Here is a 13,960-nt window from a genome sequence, read left to right as displayed (position 1 = left end):
AGATTAAAAAGTGACAGATATATCTGCGTCAAAGGCAAAGTCCAGAAACGCAGCGGCGCCTCCCACGTCAATTCCGTCAATCAGGTCATCCCTCGTAATTTGCATTGCATCCATCGTCATTTGACAAGCAATAAACGTGACACCGGATTCTTTCGCCATTTCCAACATGTCAGACACAGGCGGGATGTTGGCCTTTTTAAAGCCTTCAGCCAAGTGTTCATGACTGGGACTCAGTTTCAGCAACTCTGAAGCGTTTTTGTGAATGATCATCAAACCGTCAAACGTACAAAACACTGTCACTTCGGCGTCACTAGCTGCTGCTGCAGTAGCAACATTCAGAACTTTGTAGGCAGTTTCAAGTCCTTCACCAGAAGCAATCATCGCGACTCGACTTTTCTTTTGTGACATGGCATAGTGCCCCCTTCAATGAGTTGGACAAAGCGTAAGCGAGTTGGACAAACTGTAAGCGTTTACAGAGTTTGGCCGGTCTGCTCTATCCCCCTTTCGCTCCGCACGAGGAATCTTGCGGGAATACCTTGCTCTAGTTTGTAAATACCTTGCTGGGTAGGGTATTTTATGCCGCGAGAAAAATCGCACAGAAGTCTAGTTCAGACTTAGGTAACAGTTTGAGGTGGGTTGAAACTGCGATGTCAAGGAAATTTAGGTATATACTATTACATAAATTCGAAATGCTGAACGTGGTATTTCATAATTGATTAGGAAAACATTCCAGTTATAATGTTAAGTTATAAACGACCTTGGGTATTTGTATCAGGTCAGTGATGAGTGGAATGCTGTGATGTCAGAAGAGTTTGATGTACAATTCCAGTAAGGTTCTAGCTACATGTCAATGCTGTCGTGACTGGTAAATCTCTTATCTCTCTCGTTTTCCATCTCCATCTTTTTCAGTACTTTACTCGCGCTTTTTTGGTGCTTTTGAAGTGCTTGTGTAGCACGTATGTAGGACTGGCGCGTTCTGTAAGTGATTGTACAGCAGAATGTGCGCACTCACTAGTTGTTGGGAGGACTGCTGTCATGTCATTTGTACCAATGGAGTCCAGGACGGAAGCCATTGTCAACAAGGATGCTGGTTTTATGGAATTCGATTTAGGGTCGGATATTGGCTATCAAGAATGGCGCGGGATGTTTGCTGAACTCGGCGTCAAGGCGACGCTGTTCAACGGTTACATTCTGCAGCAACACAATCAGGATGCGCAGATTTCTACAACGCCGGTCCAATTGCACTTATTCCAACATGCTATGTATTTATCCCCTCCGTTTGAGGGACGGGAGTACTATTTTGAGTTGGTGAGAGAAAATGTGCGAATGGCGAAGGCGTATTTTCGCATTCCGCCGGATGTGAATGAAGCAGCCCTCGAGGGACATAAACCCAGTCGCGATGATTTATACGCGTTGGATATCTGGGTCACTGGGGGAACCGGGGGAGGAGGAGAGTTTTCTGCAAGCAGCCTGCTAAAGGGCAATGACTTGGACAGCCTTGGGTCTGGCAGTGAGCAGAAAATCTACACGTTGATTTACGAAGCACGCATTAAAACCGACAGGGACGAGTATGACATTCGTCGCTTTGAATCAGAGCAATTGTTTGGGCAAGAGAGAAACTGAAACGGAGGTAGTGGGATGAAAATTGTTCCAGATGCAGTTGGTCAGTCAGACGGAGCTCTTGTGTTCTGGGAGGAAACACCGGAAATCGGTACAAAGTGGCCCTTATCCGCTAATGTCGTTGATGAGATTCGCTGGGGAGTTGGTTCTCTGGAGCAGGAAGACTGTCTGGTCTTATATCTCTTCTCTAAGCAGGAGGTAGCAGAACTCTATTTGCCGGAACAACTGCCGACTTCACCGGATGAGGCCGTTGAAGTGTGGAAAGTCCTTTGTGCTTGGAGACCGGAACTGATTAAGGTGAGATACGGTTCATCTCCTGCTGACACAAATAAGCAAGTGACCTTTCTTCTGCCTGCTTCAGAGGGGGAGGATATTGTGGATAAGTTGCGTCTGTTCAAGGATGCGGCACTGCCTGCAACGTCGCAAGCAGAGCCTGCGGGCGGCAAAGCCGATTCATCCATGCCAAAGGAATTGCTGTTGCGTGTGGCGTCGTGTCTAGAAGAGACTGCTCAATCTGCCGATTGACAGGGGGAGACAGAAATGCACTTAGAGAGTCACAGAGTCTTCCGTACCGCCATTGAGTACGGAAGTATTACAAAGGCAGCCCAACTTCTGCATATGACCCAGTCCACGGCAAGTCGGCATCTGCAGGCACTTGAAGATGAGTACGGCGGATTACTGCTCGAACGCAGTGCTACCGGTCTGTCACTAACTACCCTTGGGCGAACTCTGTATCCCTATGTTTGTGACATGCTCAACTGTCACGATAACGCGAAGGACGCACTTTCGCGTCTGCGCAGTGAAGGCGGTGGAATTTCCGTTGGTGCCACCCTGACCATTGGAGAGTATCTGTTGCCGGAAATTCTGGGCGGCGTACTGCGGATGCACCCCCAGGCCGAAATTCGAATGAGAATTGCCAATACGGCTGATGTCTTGGACGATCTCGTTCGCCACCGCATCGACGTCGCCCTCATCGAGGGACTGGTTGATTCCGTCAATGACCTGAAGGTGGATCCGTGGCGAGAAGACGAACTCGTACTCTTGTGCGGGCGTGAACATGTGTTTGCACAGCGGGAGTCCATTCAACTGGAAGACCTGGTTGGTCAACCCATCCTCCTTCGTGAAGAAGGATCAGGCACAAGGCAGGTGACAGAAGCCGCTCTCGAAGAGGCCGGGATATTGTCGTCGCTCACGATTGCCATGGAGCTCGGCAGCACAGAAGCGATTAAATCAGCAGTGGAACAGGGCCTTGGAATTGCATTTCTATCCAAGTTGGCCAGCACTCGGGATTTCCAAGCCGGACGTCTCAAGGAGGTTTCCATTCAAGATTTTCGAATTTCTCGGTTTCTTTACGTAGTTGAACGGCAGGAACGGTATGAAAAGTACCTTGTGAAGGATTTGCTCACACTCCTTTATCAGCGTCAGGTTTGACCCGTACTTTGGATGTAACTGCCATTTGTATGTGAACCGCACTTGTATTTGAACAGCCCTCGTATTTGACCGCACATTGCAGTGGAATACCGCTATGCAACCTTTGCATTACCTCCCTTCAAACGGACAGTGGTACGCTTGAACCATCCCACGATAGTCCAAAAGGAGGGAGTGCTGTGGTAGAACTGGACGTTGTAAACTCCGCTGCAACCACAGACAACGAGGCCCCAATTCGATGGGGAAAAGTGATTAACCAAGAGACGTGTATTGGTTGTCACGCTTGTTCCATTGCTTGCAAGATGGAGCATGACGTACCGCTTAGTGTGAACCGCACTTATGTCAAACAGGTTGAAGTTGGAACCTATCCTGAAGTGAGCAGGCAATTCCAAATCACTCGTTGCAATCAGTGTGACGATGCCCCGTGTGTTCCCATTTGTCCCGTGACAGCAATGTTTAAACGAGACGATGGGATTGTTGATTTTGACAGGGATGTATGCATTGGTTGCAAAGCATGTATCGCTGCATGTCCTTATGACGCCATTTATATTAATCCTGACGTCGGCAGTGCTGAAAAGTGTAACTTTTGTGCACATCGCATCGACCAGGGCTTGGAACCAGCCTGTGTCATTGTGTGCCCGGTTGAAGCCATTGTTGTCGGGAATCTAAATGACCCGGACAGCGAAGTGCTGCAGCTTATCAGTCGTAATAAAGCAGAGGTGCGCAAACCGGAAAAAGGTACAAATCCAAAGGTCTTTTATGTGGATGCTAGTGACTATACTTTGAATCCGACGAGATCGGAATACACAGGCATGCACTACTCTGCAGAAGAAAAGGAAGGCTATCCGGTTCATTCCACCAAAGCTGCACAACCGAAGCATACCGTGGCCGCAGCGCGCTTGGCCTACGATGTACCGCACAATTCCCCTTGGCATTGGGAAGTCTCAACCTACACCTGGACGAAATCGATTTCCTCGGGTGTGTTTATCATGTTTGCCATTCTCGCGTTTTCAGGGCAGGCGCTTTCGCCAATGTGGGAACTTGCGTCATCTGTCATAGGCGGCTTCTTCCTGGCTGTTACAGGCGTTTTGCTAATTGCTGACTTGCAGCATCCAATGAGATTTATCCGAATTTTCACGAGACCGCAGTGGAAATCCTGGTTGGTCAAGGGCTCGTTCATTATTATGGCCTACAGCTTGGTCTTATTGGTCCAGTTTATTCTGGGAATTGCCGGTATCACCTCAGCCAACATTGGCGTCTCTATTTTCGGGATTGTACTGGGTGCACTGACAGCCATGTACACTGCATTTTTGCTGTCTCAGGCCAAGGGACGTGACCTTTGGCAGAATCCCGCTCTCCCCATTCATTTCGTTTCGCAGGCAGCCCTTGCCGGCTCCGCAGCATACTCTATTCTCGCCCTGTTTATCCCGCTGTCTGCTGCTGGTGTCACCATTGTGCATGCCACATTGCTTGCGTCTGTGGTCGTACACTTGGGCTTTGTTCTCAGTGAACTGATGATACCTCATACGACTGAGCACGCGAGACGGGCCGCCAAGCAGATGCTTGCAGGCAAGTATAAGGGATTCTATTGGACTGGATTTATTGTTGGAGCGGCGTTGCCCACACTGTTCGGAATATTTGTGACATCCATGGCTTTGCCGGCGGTTGCAGCAATTTTGGCCTTAGTTGGATTGCTGGCTTACGAACATGCGTACGTGCAGGCAGGGCAATCTGTACCGCTCAGTTAACAGGTTTGGTAAATCGGACACGCGCGCAACAGAATTGCGAGCAGGCATCGCGCGGATAGCAGAAACGGTCGTAGAAACGGATGATTGATCGACTTGCAGCGATAGGCTTACCGCGGAGTTGGTCAGAACGGGGGTGTACGTTTGAGTATTCAGGAAAAGCATCGTGAATTGACAAAAGGTTTTGGTCACCTCAGGTCACACCCTGAGCCGGCGGATTGGGATGATTGGCAGGAACTGGACGCCAAGGTGTGGCCGCGCAGGAAAGTGCATCACTATGAGCTAATTCCGACAGTTTGTTTTAATTGCGAAGCAGCCTGCGGGTTGTTGGCGTATATCGATAAGGAAACAGGAGAAGTGAGAAGGCTGGAAGGGCACCCGCTGCACCCAGCCAGCCGCGGGCGCAATTGTGCCAAAGGGCCTGCCACTGTCAGCCAAATGACGAATCCGGAACGAATTCTCCATCCGATGAAACGTGTTGGTAAACGGGGAGAAGGCAACTGGGAACGGGTATCTTGGGAAGCGGCCCTGGACGATATTGCAGCCCGGATTCGCAAAAGCATTCTGGACGGGAGAAAGGATGAAGTCGTCTACCACGTGGGGCGGCCTGGAGAGGATGAATATACGGAACGAGTTTTGAAAGCATGGGGACTCGACGCGAATTCAACGCACACCAATGTGTGTTCATCAGGCGGGCGCACCGGCTATGCGTTCTGGATGGGAATGGACCGTCCGTCTCCGGACTACTCCAATGCAAAATTCATTCTTATGATGAGCTCTCATCTTGAAGCGGGCCATTATTTCAACCCAAATGCGCAGCGTATTATCGAGGCACAGCAGAAGGGAACGAAGATAGCGGCTGTGGATACGCGTTTGTCCAACACGGCGTCAAAGGCAGACTACTGGGTATCTCCATATCCGGGAACGGAAGCTGCTTTGTTGCTCGCGATTGCAAATGAGTTGATTCGAACAGATAGATTTAACCACGAGTTTGTGCGGCAGTGGACCAACTGGAGGGAATTCTTAGCGGATCGCCAGTATTTACAGGACTTAAAACGGCGCCAGTTCCTTCAGGCGATTCCACAGACGCAGACCTTCGAGGATTTCGTGGATGTCATAAAGCAGATCTACAGCCATTACACACCGGAGTGGGCAGCTGAGGAATCTGGGGTTCCTGCTCAGCAACTGCGCGACATCGCGGATGAAATTGCGAAAGCCGGAACTGCGTTCGCGAGTAACATTTGGCGCAATGCCGCGGCTGGGCACCGAGGCGGTTGGATGATATCGAGATCGCTCATGTTTCTGAACGTATTGATGGGTGCCGTGGGGGAAGAGGGAAGCACGATACCCAATACCTGGGTCAAATTCGTTCCGGCTCGGAACACTGCCCCGGCGCCAATCCGGGAGTGGAATGAAAACCATTGGCCGCGTGAGTATCCCCTGTCCTATTTCGAAATGAGCTTTATGCTGCCCCATATTTTGAAGAAGCGCAAAAAGCGGATGGAAGTCTACTTCACCCGCGTTATGAATCCGGTCTGGACATTCCCTGATGGATTCAGTTGGATTGAAATGTTTCAGGATGAAGACAAAGTCGGCTGTCACGTGACACTTTCTCCTGTTTGGTCGGAAACAGCCCAGTTCTCAGACTACGTATTACCCATGGGCCTGGCAACGGAGCGCCATGACCTGCACAGTTATGAGACCCATGCGGCCCAGTGGATTGGCTTTCGTCAGCCGGTGCTGCGGGTTGCAAAGCAACGGCGCGGCGAGGAGATTCATGATACTCGGGACGCGAATCCAGGTCAGGTGTGGGAGGAAAATGAGTTTTGGATTGAATTGTCCTGGCGCATCGACCCCGACGGAAAACTCGGCATCCGCCAGCACTTCGAATCACCTTACCGTCCCGGTGAGAAAATTACGGTTTATGAATACTATCAGTGGATTTTTGAAAATGCAGTTCCTGGTCTGCCGGAAGCTGCCGCGGCAGAAGACATGACTCCAATGGAGTACATGCAACGGTATGCAGCGTTCGAGATTACCAAGGATGTTCTGGCTGTACACAGACGTAAGTTAGACGATGATGTGTTGCAGGATGCCGACGTCAGGCCTGAGCCGCCGGAAGGCGAAAGCATGGCGGGTCTCGAGCCGGGAGTCTGGGTCGACAAGCCGCCGCATAACGCGAATCATGCGCCCATGCCAGGACCCTTTAAAAATCAGCAAGGCCAGTTTCGTGCCGGTGTCATGGTTGATGGGCATGCAGTCAAAGGATTTCCTACGCCTTCCGGGCGGTTGGAGTTTTTCTCAACCACTCTGCGCGATTGGGGCTGGCCGGAATACGCCATTCCTATCTATCCGAGGGACAAACGGGAACGGGATGAGATGATTCACATTGTCAGCCAGGTCCATCACAAGAGCATTGACAATGATAAGGGCGACTACATGCTGCTCCCAACGTTCCGTTTGCCTACTTTGATACACAGTCGGACGAATGGTGCGAAATGGCTCCACGAAACGGCTCATACCAATCCGGTGTGGATCAATCCCATTGACGCAAGGAAGTTGGGCGTTACGACGGGTGACGAGGTACGAATTACAACGGAAATCGGTTCTTTGGTTGACAAAGTATGGGTGACCGAAGGGATTAAACCAGGCGTCATCGCCATGTCTCACCACCTCGGTCGCTGGAGGCTTCATGAAACAACGGGCAGTGACAGGTGGAACTCCGCTTTAGTCAAGATGAACGAAGGTACAAATGGAAATTGGCAAATTCAGCAGATTCATGGGCCTCAGCCATGGAAGAGCACCGATCCAGATACACAGCGCGTCTGGTGGACAGACGGCGGTGTGCACCAGAACATTATCTTTCCCGTACAACCGGATCCTATCAGCGGTATGATGTGCTGGCATCAGCGAATTCACATCGAGAAGGTCAGCGGCGGCAGGCACTATGGAGAGATTCAAGTGGATACAAAGAAGGCCTATCAAGCTTTTGAGAAGTGGTTGCAATTGACTCGGCCTGCCCCAGGACCGGGGGGACTCTATCGACCGGTATGGATGCTTCGCCCGTTGAAGCCTCATCCGGATGCGTATGTGATGCCGGAGGGCACGGTCGGTATGCGGGATGTGGTTGAGTAACAGTGAAAGGCAAACTGTCAATCAGCTGCGACGGGCGACCACATGGGGTCGTCGTCGCGGCAAAGGGAGGATACAATGACCGCTGGATTAATCGCCACCCTCATTGGTATTGGCATAATCGCAGGATTGTTGTCCGGAACACTCGGTATTGGCGGAGCTGTTGTAAGTTATCCGATGTTACTGTTTTTCCCTAGCCTTCTCGGGGTCGGAAACTATCCTCCGCACCTTGTTGCAGGTATCGTCGCACTACAAGTCATGTTTTCAACGCTGTCAGGCGTGATTGCCCAGCGAAAACACAAGGTAGTTCATCCCAAGCTGGCCATGATTATGGGGATTACCATGCTGATTGCCAGTTTTGCTGGAGGCTATGGAGCACGCTACATGTCAGGCGACGTTGTCAACATTGTCTACGCAGTATTGGCCACTTTTGCAGCCATACTAATGTTTGTGCCAAGGCGAGGCACGGTGGAAAGTCTGCCAATGGAGGAAATTCAGTTTAACAAGCCGATTGCTTTCATAGCAGCCCTGCTGGTGGGCGGAGCAGGTGGGATTGCGGGTTTAGGGGGAGCGTTTTTGCTGGTCCCAATCATGTTGCAGGTGCTTAAGATTCCAACCCGTGTTGCTATCGGATCATCTCTAATGATCACGTTTCTCGCAGCCCTTGGCTCAACATCCGGCAAGTTTCTCGCCGGGCACATCTCTTTGCTGGCCAGCCTGTTTGTGATTGTGGGCAGCATCGCGGCTGCTCCGATTGGGGTCAGACTGAGCCGCATGATGAATGTCTCCGTCCTCCGAGGGGTGCTAAGCCTGTTGATTGTAGCTGCCACGATAAAAGTGTGGGTCCAGGTACTGCATTTGTAACAGCCTGAAGCGACATGTGTCGCCGCGATGCCAACAATGCAACATGCCAACAATGCAACATGGGGAACAAAACAATATGCCATGGGAAAGAAGCTGTCCAAAGTCGCCTGTACCTGGCGTGGACAGCTTTTTATTGTTGTCCCTTTTTTGCCAACACTAGTTTTGGAACATATGTGGTATGTTGAATGCATGTATCCACCCTTGGTGTTTCATAGCAGAGATATGTGGACCCTGCGAGGAGGAAAAACTTATGGTACTGCTTAAATTGTCTCCTGAACAAAGGCGTTCTTTAATTGAAAGCATTCAGTCCTACTTTGAAACAGAAAGATCAGAAGAAATCGGCGAACTGGCTGCAGATAATTTGCTGGATTTTATGATAAAACACCTTGGACCGTTCATCTACAATCGGGCGCTGGACGATGCCCGGGGTGTCGTGATGGACCAGATGGAGCGGGTCGAGGAAGAAGTCTACGCATTGCGCCGTCCGGTAGAAGGCACCAGGTAAACTTCGATATCTGTACAGACTGCTACTCGCAGTAGGAACCACCTAATGGACCGGGTTTCGGCTTAACAATGCAGCGCCTCTTGAGGGTGTGCCCTTTGAGGAGAAGAGAAGACGGTTACCGTTGACTCATTGACTTCCTTTTTGAATAGAACTATTATAGATACATGTTATCTGTAATGATGAGGTGATGGTCTTGCAGTACAGTGTCGGTGTCGAATATGCACTCCATTGCTTAACATATCTCATCGACCTCCCAAGTGGGTCAAGCATCAGTATCAAGGATCTCGCAACTTACCAGGGCGTCTCGGAGACGTATCTATCGAAGTCTTTCACTAAATTGGCAAAAGCAGGTATCATTCGCTCCATGCCAGGTGTTAAAGGTGGTTATCAGCTTGCAAGGGGTCCTGAGCATATTTCGTTTTGGGACGTCGTCGAGGCCATTGAAGGTTCAACGCCCATCTTTCAATGTCAGGAAGTCAGGCAAAATTGCGTGTTGTTGCAGGGTGAAGAGATGCCAGATTACATTAGATGCGCTCCCTGTGCCATTAAAGTGGTTATGACTGATGCGGAGGAACAAATGAGACAGTATCTGAAGGGGAAGTCTCTTGCTTGGTTGCAAAAAGAATTAAATGAAAAAATCCCCCGTGAGCGTCAAGAAGCTACATCGCGCTGGTTTCAGCAGGCAATCATACGGCGGTGATCCCGCTTTTTTTCGCTCTTATTACAGATAACAAATATCTATAATAACAGCGTTTCAAGGAGGCAACTAGGATGGAACAAAGGATGGAACAAAGGATTCAGAGTTTGAGGATTGCAACCGGGTGGTTGACACTCTTTATGGTTGGAACCGATTTGTTTGTTGTTTCACCCTTGTTACCTTCAATCTCCAAACAGTTTTCTGTCACCCCTGGTGAAGCTGGTTGGATGGTTGCGGCTTTTTCCACCATGTATGCGGTGAGTGCCCCATGGTTGGGTACTTTATCCGATTGGTTCGGAAAACGAAAGACGATTGTTATTGGGTTGCTGGGCTTCTCCGTAGCGAATGTACTCACGAGTTTAGCTCCGTCATTTGCATTGCTTATTATGAGTCGCGTCTTAGCTGGACTATGCGCAGCTGCCGTCACACCTTCCATTTATGCAATTACAGGAGATGTGGCTCCGGCAGAGCGCCGGGGAGGGTGGCTCGCCATCGTCGGTTCTGGCCTGCTGATGGCGCTCTGGACAGGGGCCCCCATTGGAACGCTCGTTTCTCAGGTCACCGGATGGAAAGTCATCTTTGCAGGCTTGGCGGTCATCAGTCTGGCACTGGTTTTGTTCAATCAAAGAATCTGGCCAGCGAGCAAACGCAAGCCAAGACAACCATCCCTCTCAAAAAGTACAACTGGCGGAACACTGCGAAATGTCTTAGGTGACGTAATTATCATGTCATTTTGGGGGACAGCCGTATACGGGTTATACACATACTTGGGGACGGGGTTGCGACTCTTCTCTCACTTTTCACCTGGGTTGATTGCAGTTGCCCTCATCGTATACGGCGTTGGTGCGACGATAGGTAGTTTGTCCGGAGGTCGTCTCTCAGACCGATGGGGTGCAGGACGAGTTTCGACCATCAGTTTAGTTGGCCTTGGACTCTTGCTCGGGTTGGCAGCACTGCTATTTCATTCGAGGGTATGGTTATTTCCACTTCTTCTCTTATGGGCATTTGCCGGGTATGCATTCTTTCCTGCATTTCAGTCCTGGCTAGCGCAACGCTTCTCAGAACGACGAGGTATGGCAATGGCCTGGAACAACTCGGCCCTTTATGCTGGAATTACACTGGGGTCCCTGCTTGGCGGTTGGGTCATTACAAAATGGACTTTCAGTGTACTTCCACTCATTTGCGCTGTCATTGCATTAACGGGCGGGTTGCTCATCTTTGTCAGAAGGAAGGACACTGTGACAACTGAGCTTCCATCTTCTCATGAATAGAACTACCCAGGTTAATCGGTAGGAATTGAGGTGACATTTTGTTTTTATCACTTATCACCTTATTACAACAAGGTTTAGCGGACACCCGCCAACCTTTCAGCTAATGCATCGTATCGTCGAGAATCCTTTTGGGCTGTGGTTCATGCTTATCGGTGTCGTGGCGGCTGTATTTCACTTTTCAAACGGGTTATGGTCATTCTTCATTCACTGGGGCATCACGGTCGGATCACGTTCACAGCGGGTGTCTGCGTATTTCTCCGCCGTGTTGTTCTTGATGTTTGGCACGATGGGTATCTGGGCCATACTTGCATTCTACCCCTAGAACTTAGATGAGAAACCGGGCTATTGGAACTGAAGAATAGGCCCGTTCATAGAGTAGGATTTGCCGCACATGTATTGTCGTATATTATGGTAGTATTTATATGATTTACATATGTAATGTATATCATTTCATCGTTGCTAAGGAGTGATGATTTTGGCACCCGCCTTTCGCATCATCATGTTAGTTGCCATCTTGCTTGGAGGTGCCCGTTTCTCAAACCTTGTGTCGCTAAAGTCCCTAATGTCCCATAGGCATACATCTCCCTACGTCTTTTCCAGATACCCTTTGATACCTCAAAGATACATTTTATTCCCTTCAGAAAATTTTATAGAACAATATGTAATAATAAGATACAATATGTAATAATAAGATACAATATGTTCAAATGAACATTAGGAGGCGTGGTGATTGAACGAATTCTTCACGGTTGATCAATTTGCACAGGTACTCCACATGCATCCAAGAACGGTTCGACGCTATATTCGAGAAGGACAACTCAGAGCCACTAAGGTGGGCAGAGAATGGAGAATTCGAAAGGAGGATGCAGACATGTTTATGGGAGGAAATGCGAAAGAGTTGCACGACAACGCTATCGATGACGTACAATCGTACATTGACGGTTTTAACGGACAAGTAACAGGAAAACTTCAAGTTTGTGCCGTTCTCGATTGCCACGTAGATGACAAAGAGGAAGCATTTGAGATAGCCAAGATTGTCATGAGACATATGAATGAAGACCACGATTACGGTCCAGCGAAATCACAGTACTTCTACGATAAGGACACCAAAAAAGGACGCTACATCTTGTGGGGTAACCCAACTTTTATTGGGCGGATTTTGTCTTCAGTCGGCGAGTTCACAAACCAATCATAACAGGACTCTCGTGACGCCCTAGCCGCAAGCTTGGGGACGGGTACCCCAAGGAGTAGATCCCCAGCTAATCCGCCATCAGCTTGTGGCGCACTCGACGTCATGAATTTAGGGTTTCGCTGCTTAAGGATCCTTTTGCTCCCTATCACGATGTGCACGAAGCGATTAGGATCATCGCGATCACTATTCCAATAGGCCGCCTGAAATAGGGATCCCGTCGCTCACTATTACCAACGTCCCACCGTGTGCCTCCCCATATTAGTGCCCATTTATGACACTAAGGTTTTGCGCAAGTTGCTTTAGGGATCATCGGGATCACAATCGCCGCATCACTTCAACGAATAGGGATCTTTCCAGTCACTAACTGCCTGACTGCTCCAGTGACCCCGCCTGGCAGCGCCATTAGCATCCAGTTGAGCCACTGCACGGGCTTAAAATAGAGAGATGAACAAAGGAAACGCATCGTAGTGCCTCATCATAGTAGGAATCTTTGTTCAGTAAACTCTACTCAAAATCTAGGCAGATTGTTGACAGACCACTTGTTGTTTTGTTTCACCACAGTAAGTGTTCTGGGACTTGGACGGGGTTGTCCCTTCGGTCCATAAGTCCCTGGGGCATAACCGTACATCCACACATTGAATTGATATTCGGTATCAGACACTTTTTTGTATCCAACGACTTCATAGCTTAAATGACTAGGAGGCACCTGTGCAAAGTATTGCTCTAATTGAGTAGTAGTTTTACCTTGCTTGGCCTTTGAGTTTAATAATGCGATACCGTCCTTGGAATCGAGAGTCAACCAATCATTCAAGAATTTATCGACAGTTGCATTGGCTTGAAAGTAACTGTTTGGCAACATCGCCAAGGACCTGTCAGTCTTCACCGTCATTTGTTTTGTTGTGCTATTGGATGCCTGCGTTGAACTATTTGTCGTTGAACATCCGACCAGCGACAAGGCTGCAACAGCAGAAAAACTAAGCGTAATTAACCTCTTTTTCACATTGATCACCTCTGATTAGTGCTACAAATGTGACGATATTGAGTCAAGAAACGTGACAGGTTGATCTGTAGAATAAGCCCGAGCCGGAGCCGACTCACCCCCGGAGGGGGGCAGTTTGACGCTCGGACTCTTCCGAACGAAAGATGATGTACCGGTCATCGGTCGCCTCAAACATATCGAAATCCTGAAGGAGTTCTGTATTTGACCATTTCTCAACGAGTAAGGAACTATGTGAAATGCGGCAAATGTCCGATCGATCGTTACCTTGCAAAATAAAATACAAGTATTGGTCGTTGATAAGCGAAACGGGTAGTATGGTTCCAATACTGCTCAATGCCTCTCGCCTTATCTCATTGGTAGTGTCTAGTTGAACCAATGTTACCTCTCCATCTCTAACTTCGACAGTATACGAAATACTGCTCAACCCATCGAGCAGATATATATCCGTGAACTGTGGCGGAAAGAATCCATTTGTCTTAATATTCTTCATATCCAAACTCAGTCAC

General features: G+C 49.1%; 13 protein-coding genes. 10 read left to right on the top strand and 3 right to left on the bottom strand.

The window, feature by feature from the left end; all coding sequences use genetic code 11:
* Positions 1-3: 3 nt before the first annotated feature.
* Entirely contained in the window at positions 4-408 is a 405-nt protein-coding gene (locus GI364_RS14630) for a DsrE/DsrF/DrsH-like family protein (protein ID WP_198849998.1), read from the bottom strand.
* A gap of 627 nt (positions 409-1,035) precedes the next feature.
* Between GI364_RS14630 and GI364_RS14625 the strand changes: the two genes are divergently transcribed.
* The 10 genes from GI364_RS14625 to GI364_RS14575 all read left to right on the top strand — a co-directional run bounded on the left by GI364_RS14625 (position 1,036) and on the right by GI364_RS14575 (position 12,457).
* Positions 1,036-1,623 (top strand): hypothetical protein, encoded by a 588-nt coding sequence (locus GI364_RS14625; protein ID WP_198849997.1) that lies wholly within the window; start codon positions 1,036-1,038, stop codon positions 1,621-1,623.
* 15 nt (positions 1,624-1,638) lie between these two features.
* Positions 1,639-2,145: a hypothetical protein gene (locus GI364_RS14620; RefSeq protein WP_198849996.1), complete on the top strand. Its 507-nt coding sequence runs from the start codon at positions 1,639-1,641 to the stop codon at positions 2,143-2,145.
* A gap of 15 nt (positions 2,146-2,160) precedes the next feature.
* Complete coding sequence (locus tag GI364_RS14615) at positions 2,161-3,051, top strand: LysR family transcriptional regulator (protein WP_198849995.1); 891 nt, start codon at positions 2,161-2,163, stop codon at positions 3,049-3,051.
* 176 nt (positions 3,052-3,227) lie between these two features.
* Positions 3,228-4,796 (top strand): 4Fe-4S dicluster domain-containing protein, encoded by a 1,569-nt coding sequence (locus GI364_RS14610; RefSeq protein ID WP_198849994.1) that lies wholly within the window; start codon positions 3,228-3,230, stop codon positions 4,794-4,796.
* A gap of 141 nt (positions 4,797-4,937) precedes the next feature.
* Complete coding sequence (locus tag GI364_RS14605) at positions 4,938-7,928, top strand: molybdopterin-dependent oxidoreductase (protein ID WP_198849993.1); 2,991 nt, start codon at positions 4,938-4,940, stop codon at positions 7,926-7,928.
* 75 nt (positions 7,929-8,003) lie between these two features.
* Positions 8,004-8,789, top strand: coding sequence for a sulfite exporter TauE/SafE family protein (locus GI364_RS14600; protein ID WP_198849992.1), 786 nt, complete (start codon positions 8,004-8,006; stop codon positions 8,787-8,789).
* Positions 8,790-9,039: 250 nt separating this feature from the next.
* The gene (locus GI364_RS14595; protein WP_198849991.1) at positions 9,040-9,294 is read left to right on the top strand and encodes a DUF2164 domain-containing protein; all 255 of its coding nucleotides are present in this window, start codon (positions 9,040-9,042) and stop codon (positions 9,292-9,294) included.
* Positions 9,295-9,487: 193 nt separating this feature from the next.
* Entirely contained in the window at positions 9,488-9,994 is a 507-nt protein-coding gene (locus tag GI364_RS14590; protein ID WP_198849990.1) for an RrF2 family transcriptional regulator, read from the top strand.
* 71 nt (positions 9,995-10,065) lie between these two features.
* Positions 10,066-11,262, top strand: a complete 1,197-nt coding sequence (locus GI364_RS14585; RefSeq protein ID WP_198849989.1) for an MFS transporter — start codon at positions 10,066-10,068, stop codon at positions 11,260-11,262.
* A gap of 730 nt (positions 11,263-11,992) precedes the next feature.
* Complete coding sequence (locus tag GI364_RS14575) at positions 11,993-12,457, top strand: helix-turn-helix domain-containing protein (protein WP_198849988.1); 465 nt, start codon at positions 11,993-11,995, stop codon at positions 12,455-12,457.
* Positions 12,458-12,962: 505 nt separating this feature from the next.
* Here GI364_RS14575 and GI364_RS14570 read toward each other — a convergent pair.
* Entirely contained in the window at positions 12,963-13,454 is a 492-nt protein-coding gene (locus GI364_RS14570; RefSeq protein WP_198849987.1) for a hypothetical protein, read from the bottom strand.
* A gap of 94 nt (positions 13,455-13,548) precedes the next feature.
* Complete coding sequence (locus GI364_RS14565; protein ID WP_198849986.1) at positions 13,549-13,950, bottom strand: hypothetical protein; 402 nt, start codon at positions 13,948-13,950, stop codon at positions 13,549-13,551.
* Between the last annotated feature and the right edge of the window lie 10 nt (positions 13,951-13,960).

The sequence above is a fragment of the Alicyclobacillus sp. SO9 genome (genome assembly GCF_016406125.1).
GTDB lineage: Bacteria > Bacillota > Bacilli > Alicyclobacillales > Alicyclobacillaceae > SO9.
The sequence above is the reverse complement of the archived record's forward strand: the minus strand, read 5'-3'. Positions and strand labels throughout refer to the sequence as shown.